A 21,641-nucleotide genomic window follows, 5' to 3' on the forward strand; every position below is an offset into this window, starting at 1 on the left:
ATGCCGGGGGCCAATCGGCTCCATAGGTTGTGCAGATGAACAACCGAATCGACCTCGCCAAGAAAGCGCCGAAGGTCTACCGCGCCATGATCGCTCTCGACGCCGCCGCGCGTGAGGGCCTGGACGAGCAACTGGCGGAGCTCGTCCGCATCAGGGCATCCCAGCTCAACCACTGCGCCTACTGCATCAACATGCACACGGCTGACGCCCGGATGGGTGGCGAATCCGAGGCGCGCATCTACCTCCTCAACGCGTGGGAGGAAGCCGGCGACCTCTACACCGAGAAGGAGCGGGCGGCGCTTCGGCTGACCGAGGCCATCACGGTCCTGAGCAGCCACGAGTACGTCAGCGACGAGGTCTATGAGCGGGCCGCGAAGCACTTCGGCGAGGAGGAGCTGGCCCAGCTCATCGCGCTGATCTTCACCATCAACTCCTGGAACCGGATTGCCGTGTCCACCAGGAAGGTGCCCAACGTTCGGTGACGTTCGGCCGCAGATTTGCCCGTACAGGGTGACTTTCGGACACAGTTGGGGTGAGTTCCGCCCACACTCCGTTGACCCCCGAAGTGGCGGTTAGTAAGTTTCCCACGTGTCCACTGAAAGCAGTGCCGAGTCCAGTCCACTGGTGAAGATCCGGTCGTTGCTGCCGGGTCTCGCGCGCGCCGAGCAGCGCGTCGCGAAGGTGGTCCTGGAGAACCCGGCAACGGTCGCGCACCGCAGCATCACCGAGGTCGCCGAGCAGGCCGGCACGAGTGAGACCACGGTGACGCGGTTCTGCAAGGCCATCGGCGTCGGCGGCTACCCGGAGCTGCGCATCGCGCTCGCCGCCGACACCGCACGCAGCCAGGCCAGGGCCAACCACGACATGGGCGGCGACATCCTGCCTGGCGACGACCTCAAGCAGGTCGTGGGCAAGGTCGCGTACGCCGACGCCCGCGCCGTCGAGGAGACCGCGGAGCAGCTCGACATCGAGTCGCTCGACAAGGTCGTCCAAGCCGTCGCGGGCGCCCGCCGGGTCGACGTCTACGGCTTCGGCGCGAGCGCTTTCGTCGCGTTCGACCTGCAGCAGAAGCTGCACCGCATCGGCCTCACCTGCTTCGCGTGGAACGACACGCACATCGCGCTGACCTCGGCCGCCGTCCTCACCGACGCGGACGTCGCCGTCGGCATCTCCCACACCGGCTCGACCGCGGAGACCGTCGAGGCGCTGCGCGTCGCCCGGGAGACCGGCGCCACCACGGTCGCCCTGACGAACTTCCCGCGCTCGCCCATCACCGAGATCGCCGACCACGTGCTGACCACGGCCGCGCGCGAGACCACCTTCCGCTCCGGCGCGATGGCCAGCCGCATCGCCCAGCTCACCGTGATCGACTGCCTGTTCATCGGCGTCGCCCAGCACCACGTGGACACGGCGAAGACGGCGTTGGAAGCGACCTACGAAGCGGTGTCCGGTCACCGGCTGGGCGCGAGACCAGATGGCCGGCGGCGGCCGCGGGAGACGACTAAATGATCTCCCCCCGGAACGGTGTGGTGGTGCGCGTGGAATCTCCGACCGAACAACGGAACCCTCGCACCACGGACATCGACCGGGTCCCCACGATCGACGTGCTGCGCATGATCAACGATGAGGACCGCACGGTCCCGTCCGCCGTCGCCGAGGCACTGCCGGAACTGGCCCGCGCGGTCGACCTCGGCGTCACCTCGATCATGTCCGGCGGCCGCGTCCACTACGTCGGCGCCGGCACGTCCGGGCGGCTGGCCACGCTGGACGCCGCCGAACTGGTGCCCACGTTCAACGCCCCGAGCGACTGGTTCGTCGCCCACCACGCCGGCGGTTCGGAAGCCCTCGTCCGCGCCGTCGAAGAGGTCGAGGACTCGTCCGGTGCCGCCCAGATCCGCCGCCACGCCACCGGAAAAGACCTGGTGGTGGGCGTGACGGCGTCCGGGCGCACGCCGTTCGTGATCGGCGCGCTGCAGGAGGCGCAAGCGCTTGGCGCCCACACCGTGCTCGTGTCGAACAACGCGTCGGTGCCGTTCGCGGCGGACGTCCTGGTCGCGCTGAACACCGGCCCGGAGGTCATCGCCGGGTCGACCCGGATGAAGGCGGGCTCGGCTCAGAAACTGGTCCTGACCTCGTTCTCCACCGCGGTGATGATCAAGCTCGGCCGCACCTACTCGAACCTGATGGTCAGCATGCGCGCGACCAACGCGAAGCTGCGCGGGCGGACGATCCGCATCCTGCACGAGGCCACCGGCCAACCCGAGGACGCCTGCGAGCAGGCGCTGGCGGACGCGGCCGGCGACCTCAAGGTGGCGCTGGTGCACCTGCTGTCCGGCGAACCGACCGAACGTGCGGCCGCCGCCTTGGAGGACACCAAGGGCCACGTCCGCAACGCGCTGGACCGGCTGGCGGGTTAGGTCCGGCCCGAACGCGGATGCCTTGTCATCCCGGCAACACCGGACGCCACGGGATCGGCGTCGACAGCACCATCGCGCTGGACGTCTCCCCGTGGCTCGCGAGCCGGACCAGCAGCCGTTCCAGCTCCGTGATCGAGGTCGTCACGACCTTCACGACCGAGCAGATGTCGCCGGTCAGCCGCACGACCTCGACCACCTCCGGGAGGTCGTCGAGCAGCTCGGGATGGACCGTGATGCACCGCGGGCCGTAGCACTTCATGCGCACCAACGCGACGACCGGACGTCCGACGACGGTGGGGTCGACCACGGCGCGATAGCCGGTGATGGCGCCCATGTTCTCCAGCCGTCGGACGCGTTGGGCGACCGTTGGCGGTGAGACGTGTACTCGCCGTGCGAGCTCGTTGTAGGACAGGCGCGCATCCTCTTGGAGGGCCTCCAACAGGGCCTTGTCGACCTCGTCCAACATGAATGCAAAGCTACCTGGCGATTCTGTTTGCAATCAGAAGAAGTTTGGAGCAAACGCCTTTCGTCACCCATTCAGGTGAGGAAGCCCAGGCAGGAGGATTGAGGGCATGAGCTGCCCCGTGTCCCCCAAGCTGGATTTCGGCGGCACCACGCCGTACGAGGACTACGTGCACGCGTCGGTGCTGCACACCCTTCAACAGCAGTGGTCCAAAGATCCCCGTGAGATGTCGTTCCTGGTCATCACGCAGGTGATGGAGCTGTACTTCGGCCTGCTCTGCTTCGAGTGGCGGCAGGCCCAGACCGAACTCCGCCAAAACGACCTCAGGGCCGCCGTCCGCACGCTCAGGCGTTCGGACCTGCACCTGCAGGCGCTCTCCGCGGCGTGGCGGCCGATCGCGCGGATGACGCCTACCGAGTTCAACTCGTTCCGCGACGCGCTCGGTGAGGGCTCGGGCTTCCAGTCGGGCATGTACCGCGAGATGGAGTTCCTGCTCGGCGAGAAGTCCGCGTCGATGCTCGTGCCGCACCGCGCGGTGCCGGCGATGCACGCGCAGCTGGAGGAGTCCCTCGCGAAGCCTTCGCTGTACGACGACGTGCTCGCGGCGTTGAAGCGCCGCGGTTTCGACATTCCCAGCGAAGTGCTCGACCGCGACCTCACCAAGGCGTACGAGGCGTCGCCCGAGGTCGAGCAGGTGTGGGCGGCGATCTACCGCGGCGACGACCGCGACCTGCTGGAGCTGGGCGAGGCGCTGACGGACATCGCCGAGGAGTTCGCGCGCTGGCGCTACGACCACCTGCTCGCGACGCGCCGGTCGATGGGCGCGAAGGTCGGCACCGGCGGCTCCGCTGGTGTTGCCTGGCTGGAGAAGCGCACCCAGCGTGCGGTGTTCCCGGAACTGTGGACCGCCAGGAGCTACGTGTGAAGCGTGAGCTGTTCGACATCCCTGAAGGTGTCATCTACCTCGACGGCAACTCTCTCGGCGCGGCGCCGAAGCACGTCGCCGAACGGATGCAGGAGGTCGTGCGGCATCAGTGGGGCACGCGGCTGATCCGGTCGTGGTCCGAGGGCTGGTGGGAGGCGCCGCAACGGATCGGCGACCGCGTCGGCCGGCTGATCGGGGCCGCGCCCGGCCAGGTCGTCGTCGGCGACTCCACGTCGGTCAACGTCTTCAAGGCGTTGATGGGAGCCGTGAAAGGCACGAGCCGCACCGAGATCGTGTGCGACGAGTCGACGTTCCCGACCGACGGGTACATCGCGCAGTCCGTGGCTTCGTTGACCGGGCTCAAGATTCGCGGTGCGCATCCGTCCTCTTTGGACCTCACTGAGGACACCGCGGTGGTGTTGCTTAACCAGGTCGACTACCGGACCGGCGCGCTCAACGACATGAAGGCGCTGACCGAGCAGGCGCACGGCGTTGGCGCACAGGTGGTCTGGGACCTCTGCCACAGCGCGGGCGTGCTGCCGATCGAGCTGGACGCGTTGGGCGTCGACTTCGCGATCGGGTGCACCTACAAGTTCCTCAACGGCGGACCGGGCTCGCCCGCGTTCATCTACGTGCCGACGCACAAGCAGGCGACGTTCGAGAACCCGTTGTCCGGCTGGAACGGCCACCGCGAGCCGTTCGCGATGGAGACGTCCTACGAACCGGACCCCGGCATCGTCCGGGCGCGGGTCGGCACGCCGGACATCCTGTCGATGCTGGCCCTCGACGCCGCGCTGGACGTGTGGGACGACGTCGACCTCGCCGAACTGCGGGAGCGAGGGCTCGAGCTCACCGCGTTGTTCCGCGCGCAGGTCGAGAAGCTCACGAACCTCGAAGTGATCACCCCCGAGGTCCGCGGCAACCAGATCTCGGTGCGCTGCCCGGACGCCAAGGCCGTGATGGACGAACTGATCGCGCGCGGCGTCATCGGCGACCAGCGGCCGCCGGACATCCTCCGGTTCGGGTTCGCGCCGCTCTACGTGACCGACGAGGACGCGATCAGGGCCGCCGAGGTGCTGGCCGAAGTCACCCGGTGAGTGCGGCGTCCGCGATGCTCTTCGCCTCGCGGGCGCCCGCCTCCAGGGACGAGCACACGAACAGGATCCACTGCGCCAGACCTTCCAACGAGCCCGACGCGAACGCCACGGACGCGGCCTCGTACTCGGCCGACCGGCGCAGGCACGCCACCTCCGGCACGCCGAGGCCCTTGGGGTCGAGACCGCTGGAGATCGAGGTCATCCTGGCCGCCGCCCGCGCCACCACGCCGTTGGCCACGTCGAACGGCGCCAGCCCGAGCAGTTCGCCGTGCACGACCGCGACCAGAACCGGAGCCGGCACGGACGTTCCACCGGTGACCAGCGACCCGAGCATGTCGAGCCGGGCCGACACGTCCTCGGACACCCGTGGACGACCAACGTCAGATGCGAGGTCCGCAGCAGCGAGCACGTGCAACCGCGCGAGGGCCTGCAACGGCGCGCGCTGCCAGGTGCTCACCAAACCGCCCAGTGCCTCGGCGACGCGCAAAGACCCGGCCAGCACGGGGTTCGTGACCTCGCCGGACTCCGGAATCTCGGTCGGCCCGCCTTCCAGCGCCGCCGACGCACGGGCGGCGCGGACGGACGCTTCGGCCGCCGTCGTGGCCCAGCCGCGCAAGTTCACCCGATGGCGGTGCACCTGGAAGACGGCGTCCTTGGCCGCGTTGGCGGCGTCGGCCACACCAGGCAAGGAAAGCAGCGGAGCAAGCGGATCGGTCACGGTCGCGCAGAGTACCTGACCAGGTGAAACGCGTGATCCAGCTCACTGCCCGGACCGTTGAGCGCGCAACTGCGCCCGTTCAACGCGCCGCACGTGCTTCAACCAGACAAAACGGGTTACACAATGGAAGCCGTGTCGTAATCCACCCCAGATTGGTCTGAACCTTTCGGGGGAGGACCCTGTTGGAAGTGAACTGGCTCGCACTACGGTCAGTACCCGCATCCCCAACCGGTCTGGATTTTCCAGGAGGTCTCGCACCATGACCCAGTCGCCAGGCCAGGGCCAAGCCCTGGACAACCTGCTCACGGAGAGCAGGACGTTCCCGCCTTCCGACGAGTTCGCGGCACAGGCGAACGCACAGCCCTCGCTGTACGAGGAGGCGAAGGCCGACCGCGAGGCGTTCTGGGCGAAGCAGGCGGAACGGCTGCACTGGGACACCAAGTGGACGCAGGTCCTGGACTGGTCGGACGCGCCGTTCGCCAAGTGGTTCGTCGGCGGCAAGCTCAACGTCGCCTACAACTGCGTCGACCGGCACGTCGAGTCCGGCCACGGCGACCAGGTCGCGATCCACTGGGAGGGCGAGCCCGGTGACTCCCGCGCCATCACCTACGCCGAGCTGCAGCGCGAGGTCTCCAAGGCCGCGAACGCGTTGACCTCGCTGGGGATCGGCGCCGAGGACCGCGTCGCGATCTACATGCCGATGATCCCCGAGGCGATCTTCGCGATGCTCGCGTGCGCCCGCGTCGGCGCGATGCACAGCGTCGTGTTCGGCGGCTTCTCCGCCGAGGCGCTGCGCACCCGCATCGAGGACTCCTCGTGCCGGCTCGTGATCACCACCGACGGCCAGTACCGCCGCGGCAACCCCTTCCCGCTCAAGCCCGCCGTCGACGAGGCCGTCGCCGCCGCGCCGTCCGTCGAGAAGGTCATCGTCGTCAAGCGGACCGACTCCGAGGTCGCGTGGACGGACAAGGACGTGTGGTGGCACGAGCTGGTGGACGGGCAGTCCGACCAGCACACCCCCGAGGCGTTCGACTCGGAGCACCCGCTCTTCATCCTCTACACCTCGGGCACCACAGGTAAGCCGAAGGGCATCCTGCACACGTCCGGCGGCTACCTCACGCAGGCGTCGTACACGCACCACAACGTGTTCGACCTCAAGCCGGACACCGACGTGTACTGGTGCACCGCGGACATCGGCTGGGTCACCGGCCACAGCTACATCGTCTACGGCCCGCTGTCGAACCGCGTGACGCAGGTCGTCTACGAAGGCACGCCGAACACCCCGCACGAGGGCCGGCACTGGGAGATCGTGCAGAAGTACGGCGTCTCGATCTACTACACCGCGCCGACGCTGATCCGCACCTTCATGAAGTGGGGCGCGGACATCCCGGCCAAGTACGACCTCAGCTCGCTGCGGGTCCTGGGTTCGGTCGGCGAGCCGATCAACCCCGAGGCGTGGATCTGGTACCGCGAGAACGTCGGCGGCGGCAAGACCCCGATCGTCGACACGTGGTGGCAGACCGAGACCGGCGCGATCATGATCTCGCCGCTGCCCGGCGTGGTGTCGACCAAGCCCGGTTCGGCGCAGCGCCCGCTGCCCGGCATCGGCGCGAAGGTCGTCAACGACGAGGGCGTCGAGGTCCCGCACGGTGGCGGTGGCTACCTGGTGCTCGACGAGCCGTGGCCGTCGATGCTGCGCGGCATCTGGGGCGACGAGGAGCGCTACCGCGACACGTACTGGTCGCGTTTCAAGGACCAGGGCTTCTACTTCGCCGGTGACGGTGCCAAGTACGACGACGACGGCGACATCTGGCTGCTCGGCCGCGTCGACGACGTGATGAACGTGTCCGGCCACCGCATCTCCACCACCGAGGTCGAGTCCGCGCTGGTCTCGCACCCGACCGTGGCCGAGGCGGCCGTCGTCGGCGCGTCGGACGCGACCACCGGCCAGGGCATCGTGGCGTTCGTGATCCTGCGCGGTGGCGCGGGTTCCGACGCCGGTGGCGCCGACGCGATCAAGGCGCTGCGCGACCACGTGGCCAAGGAGATCGGCCCGATCGCGAAGCCGCGGCAGATCATGGTCGTGCCGGAGCTGCCGAAAACGCGGTCCGGCAAGATCATGAGGCGTCTTCTCCGGGATGTCGCCGAGAACCGCGCGGTCGGCGACGTGACGACGCTGGCCGACTCGTCGGTGATGGACCTGATCTCGGCGGGCCTGCAGTCGGGCAAGTCCGAGGACTGATCAGCACAAACGTGACGGGCGTCCTCACTCGAGGGCGCCCGTTCGCGTTAAGATCGCAACAGGGTGAGCCGGGAAGTCTGGTCGGCACGAGGATTTGCCGTACCTGCTGACCGCCCTAGGAGCCCTGTGTCGCGCAAGAAGGCCGTTGCCGCCGAGTTCGCCCGTTACCTCCGCACGGAAACCGTCGGTGGCACCGTGCTGCTCGCAGCGACCGCCATAGCGCTGATCTGGGCCAATTCACCGCTCTCCCCCGCCTACTTCGGGCTGCGGGACCTGCACGCCGGACCGTTGACCGTCGGCGAGTGGGCCACGGACGGACTGCTCGCCATCTTCTTCTTCGTCGCTGGTCTCGAACTGAAGCGCGAACTGGTCGTCGGCGAGCTGTCGGAGTTCAAGGCGGCGATCCTGCCGGTGGTCGCGGCGATCGGCGGGATGATCGTGCCGGCGCTGATCGCGTTGTCGATCGGCTGGGGCCAGCCGGGGATCGAGAAGGCCTGGGCGATTCCGGTGGCGACGGACATCGCGTTCGCGTTGGGGGTGCTGGCGTTGACGGCGTCCGGGCTGCCGTCGAGCCTGCGGGTCTTCCTGCTCTCGCTGGCCGTGGTGGACGACCTGGGTGCGATCGTCGTGATCGCGATCCTGTTCACGGCGCACTTCAACCTGCTCGCGGCGGGGGCCGTCGTGCTGCTGCTCGCGCTGTACTGGTTCCTGCAGCACAAGCGGGTCACCAGCGTTTGGCTCTACGTGCCGATCGCGCTCGCCACCTGGTGGTTCATGCACGAGTCGGGCATCCACGCCACGATCGCCGGCGTCGCGCTGGCGTTGCTCACGCGGGTGAAGCGCGACCCGTACGAGCAGGAAGCCCCCGCGGTCCGGCTCGAACACCGGCTGCAGCCGTGGTCGGCCGGGGTGGCGGTGCCGGTGTTCGCGCTGTTCGCGGCGGGCGTGCCGGTCGGCGCCGAAGCGCTGGGCAGGCTCTTCGCGGACAAGATCGCGATCGGCGTGATCGTCGGGCTCGTCGTCGGCAAGGTGATCGGGATCGTGGGGGCCTCGGCGCTCGCGGTGTGGTTCAAGGCGGCGGTCTGGCCGTCCGGCGCCGGACCGCGGGACATCTTCGCGGTGGCGGTGCTGGGCGGGGTCGGGTTCACGGTGAGCCTGCTGATCGCGGACCTCTCACTCGACCAGCCCGAGACCGCCAAGGCCGCCGTGCTGATCGCCTCGATGATCTCGTCGCTGCTCGCCGCGGTGTTGCTCATTCGCCGCAGCCGGGCGCATGGCACGATGTCCGGGTGACCACCAGGGAGCACATTGCGTCGATTCCGCTGACCGCAGACGACCCGACCGCCGAGGCATCGATCGGTGGCCTCGTTCGTGACGCGACCGCGCACATGTCGACTCTGGTCAGAGCAGAGGTCGAACTCGCCAAGGGCGAGCTCGTCAAGGAGCTCAAGAAGGGCGCGTTCGGCAGCGCCTACCTGATCGCCGCTCTCACGGTGCTCTGCTTCAGCCTGTTCTTCCTCTTCATGGCCCTCGGGTTCGGGTTCTCCGAGTGGTGGGGCTGGCCCAGGTGGGCGGGCTTCGGGCTCGTGTTCGTCGTGATGCTCGTGGCGACCGGGCTCCTGGTCCTGCTCGGCGTGCGCAAGCTGAAGAAGATCAGGGCGCCGGAGAAGTCGATCGCGGCCGCGAAGGACACCGTCGCGGCCCTCACCCAGCGGGACACCAAGAGCAGGGGCGACGACAACTGAGCCGCAAACCCGACCCGTCGGTGGTGCGGGTCGCGGGTCCGTGGACGCACCGCGACGTGTCGGCCAACGGCATCCGCCTGCACGTCGCCGAACTCGGCGAGGGACCGCTCGTGCTGCTCCTGCACGGGTTCCCCGAGTTCTGGTGGTCGTGGCGGCACCAGCTGACGGCACTGGCAGAGGCCGGCTACCGCGCGGTGGCCGTCGATCTCCGCGGGTACGGCGACTCGGACAAACCCCCACGCGGCTACGACGGCTACACGCTCGGCGGTGACATCGCGGGCCTGATCAAGGCGCTCGGCGCCCAGCGCGCACACCTGGTGGGTCACGCGTGGGGCGGCGCCATCGCCTGGACGGTCGGCGCGGTCCACCCGCGGCTGGTCTCGTCGATCTCGGTGCTGTCCGCACCGCACCCGCTGGCGATGCGCCAGGCGTTCCGCCGGCATCCGCGGGTGAACTCGCACGTGCTGCGGTTCCAGCTGCCGATCTACCCGGAACGGTGGCTGACCGGCGAGAACGCCATGCAGGTCGCCCGGCTGCTGTCCGCCTGGTCCGGTCCGAAGTGGCGGTCGGCGCCCGAGTTCGACGAGGTCATCCGCCGCTGCCGGCAGGCGATGACGATCCCGGGCGTCGCCCACAGCGCGATGGAGTACTACCGCTGGGCGGTGCGCTCGCAGCTCCGCAGCGACGGCCGCCGGTTCACTGAGGCCGTCGACAAGCCGATGCAGGTGCCGGTGCTGCAGATCCACGGGGCGCTCGACCCGATCACGCTCGAGTCCTCCGCCCGCGACTCGCGGCAGTGGCTCGGGCCGGGGTCGGAGTTCCGGAGCCTGCCCGAGGTGGGGCACTTCCCGAACCAGGAGGCGTCCCACACCACGAGCAGGCTGATCACCGAGTTCCTGCAGAAGACGTCCTGAACGCGGCCGCCAGCGCCCCCGCCGGGTCGTCCGGCAGATCGACCGAGCGCCAGGCGATGTAGCCGTCCGGCCGGACCAGCGAAGCGCCCTTCTCGGACAGCCCGAACACCTCCAGTTGCTCGATCCGTTCGTACTGGACGCCCAGCGGCGTCGCGGCCTCCTCCCACTGCGGGTGGTCCGCGACGAGCACCCAGCCGCGTTGGAACAGGTCCAAAGTGGACCTGCCGGGCTCGATCCACGCGTGCGGGGCCCGCGTCCCCGGCTGGCCGTGCCACTGCTCGGGGAGCTGGGCCGGCGGCAGTTCCGGGCCGGCGCCGAGCACCGCGGCCGACCGGTAGAGCACGCCGTAGTGCATCGCGTTGTTGTCGTACAGCGGCGCGTCCACCGGTTCGCCGTCGCGGTTGTGGCCGTCGTTGCGCGCGAAGATCTGCTGGTGGCACAGCAACGCGACCGGGCGCCGTTCCGCGTCGTAGGTGTCCAAGAGGGACGGACGTGACTCGCCGTTGAGCACGGCGGCGAGCTTCCAGGCGAGGTTGTGCGCGTCCTCGATGCCGACGTTCGCCCCGAACCCGCCACGGCTCGGCGGCAACGTGTGCGCGGCGTCGCCCGCCAGGAGGATCCGGCCCTTCGAGAACTGGTCGGCGACGGCCGCCGAGATCGTCCAGCGGCCGGTGGTGATGATCTCCACGTCCAGGTCGTCGCGGCCGATCGCCTGGAAGATCTTCTGCCGCAGCTCGGCCTCGTCGTACTCGCGGTCCTCGAGCATCAGGACCCAGCGCCCGTCGCCGTAGGTGGTCAGGAACCCGACGTCGTCGATGAGGAACTGGCCGACCCCGTCCTTCAGGTACTCGTCCAGCGACGCGCGGAACAGCACGCTGCGGGAGGTGTGCATGTACCCGCGTCCGGTGCGGCCGATGCCGAGGGCCTCCCGGATCGGGCTGCGGTGGCCGTCCGCCGCGATCAGGTAGTCGGCGCGGATCTCGTACGGCTCGCCGTCGCCTTGGACGATCGCCGCGACGCCGTCGTCGTCCTGGGAGAACTCCAGCATCCGGGTGCTCATGCGGATGTCCGCGCCGAGTTCGCGAGCCTTGTCCCGCAGGATCGGTTCCATCCGGTCCTGGGCCAGCGCCACGCCCTTGCAGGGCGAGTACTCGACGTCCGAGAGCTGCGCCGGTGGCGACCAGAAGGTCTCGTCGTACTTCTTCCCGATCAGGCTCTCCGCGCGGACCCGCCGGACGCCGAAGCCCTTCGTCACCTGGCTCGGCGGCAGCTCGGCCTCCAGTCCGACCGCCCGCAGCAACTCGCCCACCCGAGCGTTGAAGCCGACCGCCCGCGGGTGCGGTGAGCTGCCCGGATGCTTCTCCACCAGGGTGACTGCCACCCCGCGCCACGCCAGGAACATCGCGGCCGACGTCCCGGCCAGTCCCCCGCCCACCACCAGCACCGAAGTCTTCATCGCATCCTCCCGATACACCGTATTGGTCAATACACTGTATCGCAGACAGACGGTGTATCGTCCGGTCCGATGTCGAACGAACTCGTGTGGGACCGCCCAGAGCCGCCCAGCAAGCCGTCACCGACCCCGTTGAGCAGGGAACTGATCGTGCAGGCCGCGATCAGGCTCGCCGACGAGGGCGGACTCGACGAGGTGTCGCTGCGCAAGGTCGCGGGCGCGCTCAACGCCGGTCCGATGCGCCTCTACGGCTACATCGAGACCAAGGACGAGCTGCTCGACCTCATGGTCGACGAGATCTACGGCGAGATCGCGCTGCCCGAGCCCGGCACCGAGTGGCGCGCCGCCCTGACCCGGATCGCCCACGGCATCCGCGCGGCGGCGAGGCGGCACCCGTGGTTCGTCGACCTGCTCGGCGGCCGCCCGCACCAGGGCCCGAACTCGCTGAAGCACATCGAGGCGTCACTGGCCACGCTCGACGGCAAGCCGGAGTTCCCGACCATCGACCACGTCCTGGGCGCGGTCGGCGCTGTGATGGCGTTCGTCCACGGCGCGGTCCGCGGCGAGATCGCCGAGGCCCGCGCCGAGCAGTCGAGCGGCATGACCGAGGAGCAGTGGCAGCGGGCGTCCGGCCCGTACATCGAGCGGGTGCTGGCGACCGGGAAGTTCCCGATGCTCGCCAAGGTCGTGTACGACGCCGACCACACCAACGTGGGAGCGATGTTCGACACCGGTCTGAGCTACGTGCTCGACGGCATCGCTACGAGGCACACCCCTGGGTCGACGCCCGGCGGGTCAGCGTCGGCGCCTTCTGCACCAACGACTGCACCTGCTGGGCGGTGAGCACGAACCCGGTCTCCGGGTCGTCGACCGCGGCACCGAAGACCACGCCCATCACCCGGCCGTTCGGGTCGACCAGCGGGCCACCGGAGTTGCCGGAGCGGACCTCGGCGCGAACCGTGTAGACGTCGCGCGTGACCGTCTGGGCGTCGTAGATGTCCGGGCCGCGCAGCAGCTCGATCCGCTCGCGGACACGGGCCGGTGAGGCCTTGTACGGGCCGTCCAGCGGGTAGCCGAGCACGATGCCGTCCTCGCCCGGCTGCACCGCGTCGGTGCGGAACTGCAGTGGCGTGGCCTCCAGGTCCGGAACCGCCAGCACGGCGATGTCCGTGCGGGGGTCGTAGGCGACGACCGTCGCGTCGAACTGGCCGCGGCCGACCTCGACCGTGACCTCGTTGGTGCCGGCGACGACGTGCGCGTTGGTCATGACGCGTTCCGGCGCGATCACGAACCCGGTGCCTTCCAGGGCACGCGAGCACGAGGGCGCCCGACCGCGGATCTTCAGCACGGACGACTTCAACCGGGTCGCGACCGGGGAGTTCGCGAGCTGGTCGTTCGGCGGCTCGACCTCCTTGAGCGGCGTTCGGTTGAACGGATCCATCGCCTGCGGGAAGCCCGAGACGTCGAAGAGGTTCTGCAGGTCCTGCGACAGCACCCGGGCGGCCTGCGGCATGGTGTCGTTGACCTTGCCGAGGATCACCGACTGGTTGAGCGACTTCGTCAGGTCCGGCAGGCCCACGACCGACGTCAGCGGGAGCGCGATCATCCACGCCACGACGAAGACGACCAGGCCCTGCACGATCGCCCCCAGGGCGTTGTCCGCGCCGCGCAACGGCGACGCGTTGACCCGTGCCTTGATCGTCCGGCCGATGTAGACGCCGATCGTCTCGCCCAGCGCCACGAGCAGCACCACGATGCCGACCGCGAACACGACCTTCGTGACGACGTTCTCGAACTGGGACACCAGCAACGGTGCGATCTGCGTGCCCAGGATCAGGCCGACGAGCACACCGACGAACGCGGGCAGCGCGACGACCATGCCTTGCCTGGCCCCGGACACCGCGGCGATCGCGGCAAGGCCCAGCACGAGCAGGTCAACCCAGTTCAACCCGAAAACCTCCGCCTCACTCTGTAGCGCGCAACGCTAGTTCAAGGTCACGCACATCCGTCGCATCCCACGGCTGTTCCCAGCCGCCGAGTGCGATCAGGCCGTTGATCAACCCCGCGGTGAAGCCCCACACCAGCATGCCCGGCGCGGAGAAGGCCGCTCCGACGTAACCCGCAGGGTGACGCACCCGGAACCGGTTCGCAGGATCGGCGAGGTGCGCGACGGGCACCCGCGCGACGGCGGCGGTCTCCGCCGGGTCGACAGGTGCGACGGGGCTCGGCTGTTCCCAGTAGGCGAGCACGGGCGTGACCACGAACCCGGACACCGGCACGTACAGCTCCGGCAACAGGGCGAGCGGTCTCACTCCTGACGCAAGTACACCCGTCTCCTCGTAAGCCTCGCGTAATGCGGTGCCCACCGGGCCGTCGTCGGTGTCGTCGGCCGCCCCGCCGGGGAACGCGACCTGACCCGGATGCGAGCCGAGCGTGTCCGATCGGCGCAGCAACAACACGTCCGGGCCGTGGTTCTCGTCCTCGCCGAACAACATCAGCACGGACGCCTTGCGCACCCCCTCGGAGGGAGCGCGCGGGACCCGCATGAACGTCTGCGCGTCGATCTGGTCGGTGGCCTTGGCCAGGCGCTGCATCCAGTCGGGTGGCTCTGTCGCCTCCGTCATCGAACCGCCTTTTCCACCTGCTCGGGCGCACTGAACGGTGGATCCGTGATCTGCCGGATCTGACCGTCTGCTGCTATGTAGTACGTGGCGGGCAGCCTGTTCGGCGCCTTGAACCGCTTGCGCAGCTCGTCCGCCCCGTCGTAGACCGAGGGCAGCCGCACGCCGAGCCGGGCGAGCAGTTCGAGGCCGTCGGCTTCCCTGCTCTCCACAAGAACTGGGACGACCGGGACGGCACCTGGTTGCTTCGCATACGTGTCCAGCACGGGCAGCTCCTCCTGGCACGGCTGGCACCAGGTCGCCCAGAAGTTGATCAGGAGCGGCCCCTTCAGCGCGAGGGCCGTCCGGGTGCCGTCGCCGAGACATGTCACGTCGACACCGCCCTGTTCGCCCGGCACGCACGGCCGTAGCTGGGCCTGCGCGCGCAACGCCGACACGTCCTGCGACGGACGGGACGGCGTGGGCAACGGCCCCGGCGTTTTGTCACGGGGCCACAGCGCTACGACACCCGCGACGCCGAGGACGAGCACGAGGACCAGCCAGCGCGTGCGGTTGTTCACCCAACCAGCTTCTCACCCGCACGAACCCGCTCGGCGAGCTCGATCAGGTGCGGCTTCTCGTCGCCCTTCACGAGCTTGGCCGCCTTGTCCGGATCTTCCGGACCGAGGCCGTACGATGGGCAGTCCTTCATCAGCAGGCATGCGCCGCAAGCAGGCGTTTTGGCGTGGCAGACGCGGCGGCCGTGGAAGATGATCCAGTGCGAGGCCATCGTCCAGTCGCGCTTCTCGATGAGCTCGCCGATCGCGTGCTCGACCTTGACCGCGTCCTCCAGGTCGGTCCAGCCCCAGCGGCGGACGAGACGGCCGAAGTGGGTGTCGACTGTGATGCCCGGCACATCGAACGCGTTGCCTAGAACCACGTTGGCCGTCTTGCGTCCTACACCAGGAAGCTTGACCAGCTCTTCCAGCTTGCCCGGAACCACACCGTCGTGCTGCTCCACAAGGGCGGCACCGAGACCCATCAGAGACGTCGCCTTGTTCCGGTAGAAACCGGTCGGGCGGATCATCTCTTCGAGTTCGACCCGGTCGGCGCCGGCGTAGTCGGCGGCCGTCGGGTACTTCGCGAAGAGCGCGGGAGTGACCTCGTTGACCTTCTTGTCGGTGCACTGCGCGGACAACACCACCGCCACGATCAGCTCCAACGGCGTGGTGAAGTCCAGCTCGCAGTGCGCGTCGGGGTATCCCTCGGCAAGCACGCGCACCATCCGGCGGGCCCTGCGGGTCAGGCCGAGCTTGGTTTCCGGTTTCTTGGTTGCGGGCACTGAACCAGCGTAGTCAACACGCCGTAACCCACCCCTAGACGCGTACTCGAATCCCACTTGCGCCACACTGCGGAGCATCATGACTGCCTGGCTTGTGATCGTCGTACCGATCGTGATCATGTTCTTCGCGCTCTTCATGGAGCGCGTCGAAGCGAAGCTCCGGCACGTTGCCGTGCAGGAGAACGAGGTCGAGGAGTTCCTGGAGTCCGCCCGGCCCGAAGAGGTCAAGGCGCTCTACGGACACGGCATCGGTCGCGCACTCGACATGTTCCGCCTCCGTCGCCGTGGCCGCGGCGGTGCGCGCAAGCGAGTCCGCTAGATGGCGTAGACTGGCCCGTCGGGCTGGATCGAGTCAGTGCTGGTTGTTCCTAGTGAGACGGCGAGCCGAACGGCGATCCACTACACAGCCCTTAGACTGCAACGCAGTGATCGGCGGCACGGCGCTGACTCCACCAAAGATGGTGGTAGGCGTGCCGTCGCGTCGATTAGGAGGGACGAGGTGGACGAGACCCTGGCGCGAGCGGGCATCTTCCAGGGGGTGGACCCGGCAGCCGCAGAGGCGCTGGCGACGACCCTGGAGACGGTGGAGTTCCCGCGTGGCCACGTGATCTTCGCGGAGGGTGAGCCGGGCGATCGCCTGTACATCATCCAGTCCGGCAAGGTGAAGATCGGCCGCAAGTCGCCGGACGGCCGCGAGAACCTGTTGGGGATCTTCGGGCCCTCCGACATGTTCGGCGAACTGTCCATTTTCGATCCCGGCCCCCGCACGTCGACCGCGACGACGGTGACCGAGGTGCGCGCGGTGTCCATGGACCGCCCCGCGCTCCGGCAGTGGATCACCAACCGGCCGGAGATCGCCGAGCAGTTGCTGAGGGCCCTGGCCCGCAGGCTGCGCCGGACGAACTCCATGCTGGCCGACCTGATCTTCACGGACGTGCCCGGCCGCGTCGCCAAGGCGTTGCTGCAGCTCGCGCAGCGCTTCGGCTCGCAGGAGGCCGGTCTGCTCCGCGTCACGCACGACCTGACGCAGGAGGAGATCGCCCAGTTCGTCGGCGCGTCCCGCGAGACCGTGAACAAGGCGCTCGCCGACTTCGCGCACCGCGGCTGGCTGCGGCTCGAAGGCAAGAGCGTGCTGATCCTGGACCCGGAGCGCCTCGCGCGCCGCGCCCGTTAGAGATCTTTCGCAGAACACAAAGGACCGGGCGCCACCCCCGACGTGGCGCACCGGTCCTTTGCGTTGCACGGCCCATCCCCCGACGAACCGTGCCTTCCATCCCTCTGGCGCGTAGGCCCCGACCCTCAAGCCAGAGGTTGGTCTCGGTGGATGAGTCAACTTTCGCACGTCTCCACCCCGACCGCTCAAGCCCTTTCACCCTCAAGGACCTCGTACGTGGCCGATTCGTTGCATCTTTCACCCGGTCATCCCATTCCTGTGACCTAATCGCAACCGTGGTGACCCTGGGCACCTGATCTGGTACAGCCGTACCAGGTTTGGCATACTGGTACACATGTCCCACTCCGCTCGTCTCTCCGACTACCGTGCTGCCCTGACGACCCCCGGCATGCGCGGCCCCGTGGTCGCGTCTCTGCTCGCCCGCCTCCCGATCGCGATGGTCGGGCTCTCGCTGCTGCTCTACGTGGAGCGCGCGACGGGGTCGTTCGCGGTCGCCGGGATGGTGTCGGCGGCGGCGCTCGTGGGTGTGGCGATGGGTTCCGTCGTCCAGGGCCGGCTGATGGACCGCTTCGGTCCCACCCGCCCGCTGATGGTCGTGACGGCCCTGTTCGCCGTGTTCGTGACGGTCTCGGTGCTCGCCGTCGAGGCCGGTTCGCCGGTGTTCGTGCTGGTCCCGCTGGCTCTCGGCGTCGGCGCGACCGAGCCGATGGTGGGCTCGGCGTCGCGGGCGCTGTGGGAGCGGATGGTGCCGGCCGGTCCGACGCGCATGGCGGCCTACGCCTACGAGGCGATCAGCATGGAGGTCTTCTTCATCCTCGGACCGGGTCTCGCCGGTCTGCTGCTGGCCGCGCCGTGGGCGGGCACCGGCGTGGTCGTCGGTGCCGTGCTGATGGTCGTGGGTGCGCTGTGGTTCGCCACGAACCCGGTCGTGCGCGCGTGGGGCCCGGTGCTGCAGGCGCCTCGTCCGCTGCTCGGTGCGTTCGCCTACCCCGGCATGCGCACGGTGGCGCTGGCGGCACTCGGCTTCGGCGTGACCATCGGGTTCGTCGAGGTGGCCGTGCCGGCGTTCGCGAAGGCGGCGGGCCAGGCGTCGATGGGTGGCCTGATGCTGTCGCTGTGGTCGATCAGCTCGGTGATCTTCGGCGTGCTCTACGGCATGCGCCCGTGGCCGCGTCCGATGCACCTGCGCCTGCCGGTACTGCTGGGTGGCTTCGCGCTGCTCGCGTTCCTGCTGGCGATCCCCGCCACGCTGATCGGGCTCGGCGTCGCGTTGTTCCTGGTCGGCACGCTGATCACGCCGCAGTCGACCGCGCACTCCGCAGCGATCGAGCAGGTCACGCCGTCCGGCATGGCCGCGGAGGCGTTCGGCTGGGTGATCACCTCGGTGACCGTCGGCCTCGCCATCGGTCAGGGCCTGTCCGGTCAGCTGATCGAGCACTTCGGCACGCGGCCGGCGTTCATCGCCTCGGGCGTGGCCGGGCTGCTGATCGCGCTCGCGGTGTGGCTGCTGCGCGGCACGGTCCGTCGTGGCGTCCCGACGCCCGAGCCGCTGCCTTCTCGCTCCGAAATGGACCTCGCCGCTCGCTGAGCCGCACGCGGGAAAGCCATGGGGGCACATTCATGGACCTGAGGTCCATGAATGTGCCCCCCATGGCTTTGCTGAGCGTCAGGCGACCGAGCGCATCGGGACGACGAGGTAGGTGAGCTCTACGCCGTCTTCGCCCGGGGGCGAGGTGAGCACGGTGGAGCGCAGGCCGTCCTGGATCTTCAGCTCGATCCGGCGGCCGGAGAACGCCTTCAGCGCCTCAGCCAGGTAGCGGGCCTGGAACGTCTTGGTCAGGTGGTCGCCCTCGACGGTGGCCTTGACGAACTCCTCGGACTCGCCCTGCTGCGGGTCGCTGCCCTTGACGCGCAGCTCCGAGTCCTCGACCTGGAGCGTCACCGCCTGCCGCGGGCCGCCGTACGGGGTTGCTCGGCGGACGGCGCGAGCCAGCGCGTCCGCGTCCACGAGCACCGTGCTGTCGATGACTGCCTCCAGGAGTCGGCGCGCTCGGTCGTCCGGGAACGGAGCGGCCAGGAGTGCGGTGGAGATCGAGTTGTCGGCCCAGGCGAGGCCGATGCGGTCCGCGTTGGCGTGCAGCGCGACCGGGCCGTGGGCTTGCCGTGCCGCTTCCACGAGCGGCTTCGCTGGTACCAACAGGTCTAGTTGACCTTCTTGTTCCCACGGGAATGTGGCGTACGCCATGCGATAGCGATCCGTCGCCATCACGTGCAGCTTGTGGGGGTCCGACTGGATCCGGATGCCGGTGAAGATCGGCAACGCGTCGTCCTTCGACGCCGCGCCCGCCACCGCCGCGATCACCTTGAGCCGGTCGGCGTCGATGGAACCCTGCAGTGGCGGCAGTTCTGGGATGCCGGGGTGGTCGAACAGGTCGAGGAGCGGGATCGCGAACCTCGACGTGGGCGTGCGAATCGCCAGCCGCTGACCTTCGACCTTGAGCCGGACCTGCGGCTCGTCGAGGGCCTGGAGGGTCGCGGCCAGCGGCTTCGCCGGCACGAGCACCTCGCCCTCGGTGTGGACCGTCGCACGGGCCGTGAGACGCACGCCGTGCTCCTGGTCGCTGCCCGCGATCTCCACATCGGTGCCGGCCCGGAGGCGAAGCCCGGCCAGCACCGGGTCGAGCACGCGGGTGGGCAGCAGCCGCGCCACCTCGGCGGCGGCGCCGGCGAGCTCGGCTGTCGTGGCGGTGAGGTCCATGCCCGGGAAGCTAGCGGGCACCCCTGACAATTTTCGGCGCCCTCGTCGCGGCCCGGTGCCAAGATGGCGAGATGGCGGAACGAAGCGGAAGCGCGTCGTTCCAGCGGGTGCCGGACGAGTGCTTGATCTGCGCCAAGCACCGGGGTTCGGGACCGCTGGCCGGCCCGGTGGTGTTCGAAGACGACCTCGTCGTCGTCTCACACCAACCGGGTGAGGTGCTGGGACACCTGTTCGTGGAGACGCGCCGACACGTCGCAACCCTGGACTTGCTCACGGTCGCCGAGGCGGAGGCCGTGGCTCGGGCGGTCCGGCTGGTGGCTGTCGGGCTGCGAGCCGAACTGGATCCCGAGTTCGTCTTCTCGGCTGTTGTCGGGCGGGCGGTCGCGCACTTCCACCAGCACGTGTTCGTCCGGCATCGAGGGACGCCGGACGAGGTGCCGTGGGACGAGGATTGGCCGGAAGCACCAACCGGTGACGCCGCCGACCTGTGCGCGCGGCTGAGGACGCGCTTCTAGCCGTCAGGCCTCCGCTTTGCGCCGCGCCAGGTCGATGACGCGCTGCAGGTGCAGACCGCGCCTCACGTCGCACTCATGCGTTGTGGTGCCGCTGTGCACCATGGCCACGAAGTCGTCGAGCAGGTTCGTGAAGCAGTCCTGGGCGGACGTGTCACGGCTGTTGAGCGTGCGATGGCCGTTGGGGCCGTACACCGTGAAGCCCGCGAACGGTGGCTGCAGCGGCAACGAGAGAGTCATCGACAGGGTGCTCGTGGCGCCACCCGCGTGCTGCAGGATCAGCTGCCACAGGCCGGTCTCGGACACGTTCGCCGCGATCACGTCGGTGATCTCGCCCAGGGCCGCGTCGAGCAGGTCGAACGCGTGCGGGCCGATGTCGTCCAGCGCGCCCTTCTCGTGGCGCCACGGGGAGTTCGAGAACGGGCCGTCCAGCAGGGCGCCGGTCAGCCAGCGGCCGTCCGCGCCGGTCCAGCCGCCCGTGCGGTGCAGCTGGGCCAGCAGTTCCTTGGTTTCCGGGGCGTAGCGGCGGGTCAGGACGACCAGCGACGCGACGTTGGCGGAAGACACTGCGGCGGCAAGGTTTTCGGCCACCTCCACCGACTCGGCGATCGGCTTCTCCAGGATCACGTGCTTGCCCGCGTTGGCGGCCTCGATCGCCATCGGGCCCTGCACGGCCGGCGGCACGCAGAACGCCACGGCGTCCACAGTGGACAGCATCGCGGTGTAGTCCTCGAACGGCTCCGCGCCGTGTGCGACGGCCAGTTCCCCTGCCGCCTCGGCGCGCCGGGCCCAGACGCCGGTCAGCGTCGTGCCGGGGTGGTTCGCGATGCCGGGGGCGTGAATCATCTGAGCCCACGGGCCGGCACCGACAAGTCCTACGCGCAGCTGTTCGTCCACTCGCCCATCCTGCCTCAGGAGTAACTGGCCTTGGGCACGAAGATCTCGCCCCCGTTGTCGAACCTGAGCCGCATGCCGTCGCTGGTCGTCTCGCGGTCCGGGTCGTGTTCCCAGCCGTTGGGCACCGTCACGACGTGACCGCGGTCCGGCGACGGGCCGAGCCAGATCTCGTAGTAGGTGCCGCCCACCAGCCGTTCGACCTTCTTCACGTACACGCCCGGAGCGGTCGCCGTGGGATCGACGCTGATCACGGTCGTGCGGTCGGGCACGAACATCACCACGCCCGCCACGGCGGTCAGGCCGGTGCCCAGCACGGCGCCGAGCAGGAACAGCAGGATCTGGACCAGACAGCCGGAGACCTTCGTCGCCATCACACCATCCTCG

At 69.1% G+C, this 21,641-nt stretch carries 24 protein-coding genes; 14 read left to right on the forward strand and 10 right to left on the reverse strand.

The window, feature by feature from the left end; translation table 11 throughout:
* The first annotated feature begins 35 nt into the window (after positions 1–35).
* The 3 genes from G7043_RS11750 to G7043_RS11760 all read left to right on the forward strand — a co-directional run bounded on the left by G7043_RS11750 (position 36) and on the right by G7043_RS11760 (position 2,417).
* Positions 36–482: a carboxymuconolactone decarboxylase family protein gene (locus G7043_RS11750; protein WP_166045581.1), complete on the forward strand. Its 447-nt coding sequence runs from the start codon at positions 36–38 to the stop codon at positions 480–482.
* 106 nt (positions 483–588) lie between these two features.
* Positions 589–1,509, forward strand: a complete 921-nt coding sequence (locus G7043_RS11755; protein WP_166045582.1) for a MurR/RpiR family transcriptional regulator — start codon at positions 589–591, stop codon at positions 1,507–1,509.
* The gene (locus tag G7043_RS11760) at positions 1,506–2,417 is read left to right on the forward strand and encodes an N-acetylmuramic acid 6-phosphate etherase (RefSeq protein ID WP_166045583.1); all 912 of its coding nucleotides are present in this window, start codon (positions 1,506–1,508) and stop codon (positions 2,415–2,417) included. Before G7043_RS11755 ends, G7043_RS11760 begins: the two co-directional genes overlap by 4 nt.
* 25 nt (positions 2,418–2,442) lie before the next feature.
* Here G7043_RS11760 and G7043_RS11765 read toward each other — a convergent pair whose 3' ends face one another.
* Positions 2,443–2,916, reverse strand: coding sequence for an Lrp/AsnC family transcriptional regulator (locus G7043_RS11765; RefSeq protein WP_449279966.1), 474 nt, complete (start codon positions 2,914–2,916; stop codon positions 2,443–2,445).
* A gap of 73 nt (positions 2,917–2,989) precedes the next feature.
* On the opposite strand from G7043_RS11765, the gene G7043_RS11770 reads away from it, so the two are divergent.
* Together G7043_RS11770 and kynU are read left to right on the forward strand one after the other, a co-directional pair.
* Positions 2,990–3,805, forward strand: a complete 816-nt coding sequence (locus G7043_RS11770) for a tryptophan 2,3-dioxygenase (RefSeq protein ID WP_166045584.1) — start codon at positions 2,990–2,992, stop codon at positions 3,803–3,805.
* Entirely contained in the window at positions 3,802–4,902 is a 1,101-nt protein-coding gene (gene kynU, locus G7043_RS11775; RefSeq protein WP_313887814.1) for a kynureninase, read from the forward strand. Before G7043_RS11770 ends, kynU begins: the two co-directional genes overlap by 4 nt.
* On the opposite strand, the gene G7043_RS11780 is transcribed toward kynU, so the two are convergent.
* Positions 4,892–5,620, reverse strand: coding sequence for an oxidoreductase (locus G7043_RS11780; protein WP_166045585.1), 729 nt, complete (start codon positions 5,618–5,620; stop codon positions 4,892–4,894). The genes kynU and G7043_RS11780 overlap by 11 nt on opposite strands.
* Positions 5,621–5,879: 259 nt before the next feature.
* Between G7043_RS11780 and acs the strand changes: the two genes are divergently transcribed.
* The 4 genes from acs to G7043_RS11800 all read left to right on the forward strand — a co-directional run bounded on the left by acs (position 5,880) and on the right by G7043_RS11800 (position 10,521).
* Positions 5,880–7,862 carry an acetate--CoA ligase gene (gene acs, locus G7043_RS11785; protein ID WP_166045586.1) on the forward strand — a complete coding sequence of 661 codons (1,983 nt, stop codon included), beginning with the start codon at positions 5,880–5,882 and terminating at the stop codon, positions 7,860–7,862.
* Positions 7,863–7,988: 126 nt separating this feature from the next.
* Entirely contained in the window at positions 7,989–9,155 is a 1,167-nt protein-coding gene (gene nhaA, locus G7043_RS11790) for a Na+/H+ antiporter NhaA (protein ID WP_166045587.1), read from the forward strand.
* Positions 9,152–9,607 (forward strand): phage holin family protein, encoded by a 456-nt coding sequence (locus G7043_RS11795; protein WP_245848052.1) that lies wholly within the window; start codon positions 9,152–9,154, stop codon positions 9,605–9,607. Before nhaA ends, G7043_RS11795 begins: the two co-directional genes overlap by 4 nt.
* Positions 9,604–10,521, forward strand: coding sequence for an alpha/beta fold hydrolase (locus G7043_RS11800; protein WP_166045757.1), 918 nt, complete (start codon positions 9,604–9,606; stop codon positions 10,519–10,521). The genes G7043_RS11795 and G7043_RS11800 overlap by 4 nt, the downstream gene beginning before the upstream one ends.
* Here the strand turns inward: G7043_RS11800 and G7043_RS11805 are convergent.
* Positions 10,493–11,977, reverse strand: a complete 1,485-nt coding sequence (locus tag G7043_RS11805; protein ID WP_166045588.1) for an FAD-dependent monooxygenase — start codon at positions 11,975–11,977, stop codon at positions 10,493–10,495. The genes G7043_RS11800 and G7043_RS11805 overlap by 29 nt on opposite strands.
* Positions 11,978–12,046: 69 nt before the next feature.
* On the opposite strand from G7043_RS11805, the gene G7043_RS11810 reads away from it, so the two are divergent.
* Complete coding sequence (locus G7043_RS11810; RefSeq protein WP_166045589.1) at positions 12,047–12,817, forward strand: TetR/AcrR family transcriptional regulator C-terminal domain-containing protein; 771 nt, start codon at positions 12,047–12,049, stop codon at positions 12,815–12,817.
* Here G7043_RS11810 and G7043_RS11815 read toward each other — a convergent pair.
* From G7043_RS11815 to nth, 4 genes are read right to left on the reverse strand one after another with little or no spacing between them, the layout of a single operon-like run.
* A complete protein-coding gene (locus G7043_RS11815; RefSeq protein ID WP_166045590.1) occupies positions 12,735–13,922 on the reverse strand; it encodes a MarP family serine protease in 1,188 nt (395 codons plus the stop codon). The genes G7043_RS11810 and G7043_RS11815 overlap by 83 nt on opposite strands.
* 16 nt (positions 13,923–13,938) lie before the next feature.
* Positions 13,939–14,598 (reverse strand): NUDIX hydrolase, encoded by a 660-nt coding sequence (locus tag G7043_RS11820; RefSeq protein ID WP_166045591.1) that lies wholly within the window; start codon positions 14,596–14,598, stop codon positions 13,939–13,941.
* The gene (locus G7043_RS11825) at positions 14,595–15,155 is read right to left on the reverse strand and encodes a TlpA family protein disulfide reductase (protein ID WP_166045592.1); all 561 of its coding nucleotides are present in this window, start codon (positions 15,153–15,155) and stop codon (positions 14,595–14,597) included. Before G7043_RS11825 ends, G7043_RS11820 begins: the two co-directional genes overlap by 4 nt.
* A complete protein-coding gene (gene nth, locus G7043_RS11830) occupies positions 15,152–15,859 on the reverse strand; it encodes an endonuclease III (RefSeq protein ID WP_242642219.1) in 708 nt (235 codons plus the stop codon). Before nth ends, G7043_RS11825 begins: the two co-directional genes overlap by 4 nt.
* Before the next feature lie 136 nt (positions 15,860–15,995).
* On the opposite strand from nth, the gene G7043_RS11835 reads away from it, so the two are divergent.
* From G7043_RS11835 to G7043_RS11845, 3 genes are all read left to right on the forward strand, one after another.
* Positions 15,996–16,235 (forward strand): hypothetical protein, encoded by a 240-nt coding sequence (locus G7043_RS11835; RefSeq protein WP_030477588.1) that lies wholly within the window; start codon positions 15,996–15,998, stop codon positions 16,233–16,235.
* A gap of 180 nt (positions 16,236–16,415) precedes the next feature.
* Positions 16,416–17,090, forward strand: a complete 675-nt coding sequence (locus tag G7043_RS11840) for a Crp/Fnr family transcriptional regulator (protein WP_030477589.1) — start codon at positions 16,416–16,418, stop codon at positions 17,088–17,090.
* A gap of 334 nt (positions 17,091–17,424) precedes the next feature.
* The gene (locus G7043_RS11845) at positions 17,425–18,678 is read left to right on the forward strand and encodes an MFS transporter (RefSeq protein WP_166045593.1); all 1,254 of its coding nucleotides are present in this window, start codon (positions 17,425–17,427) and stop codon (positions 18,676–18,678) included.
* Positions 18,679–18,756: 78 nt separating this feature from the next.
* Here G7043_RS11845 and dnaN read toward each other — a convergent pair whose 3' ends face one another.
* Positions 18,757–19,848, reverse strand: coding sequence for a DNA polymerase III subunit beta (gene dnaN / locus G7043_RS11850; RefSeq protein ID WP_166045594.1), 1,092 nt, complete (start codon positions 19,846–19,848; stop codon positions 18,757–18,759).
* 71 nt (positions 19,849–19,919) lie between these two features.
* On the opposite strand from dnaN, the gene G7043_RS11855 reads away from it, so the two are divergent.
* A complete protein-coding gene (locus tag G7043_RS11855; RefSeq protein ID WP_166045595.1) occupies positions 19,920–20,363 on the forward strand; it encodes an HIT family protein in 444 nt (147 codons plus the stop codon).
* A 3-nt stretch (positions 20,364–20,366) separates the two neighbouring features.
* Here the strand turns inward: G7043_RS11855 and G7043_RS11860 are convergent, their stop codons facing one another.
* Positions 20,367–21,257 carry a Gfo/Idh/MocA family protein gene (locus G7043_RS11860; protein ID WP_166045596.1) on the reverse strand — a complete coding sequence of 297 codons (891 nt, stop codon included), beginning with the start codon at positions 21,255–21,257 and terminating at the stop codon, positions 20,367–20,369.
* A 14-nt stretch (positions 21,258–21,271) separates the two neighbouring features.
* Positions 21,272–21,628 carry a hypothetical protein gene (locus G7043_RS11865; protein WP_166045597.1) on the reverse strand — a complete coding sequence of 119 codons (357 nt, stop codon included), beginning with the start codon at positions 21,626–21,628 and terminating at the stop codon, positions 21,272–21,274.
* Between the last annotated feature and the right edge of the window lie 13 nt (positions 21,629–21,641).

Source organism: Lentzea alba, from assembly GCF_011067745.1.
Taxonomy (GTDB): Bacteria; Actinomycetota; Actinomycetes; order Mycobacteriales; family Pseudonocardiaceae; genus Lentzea; species Lentzea alba.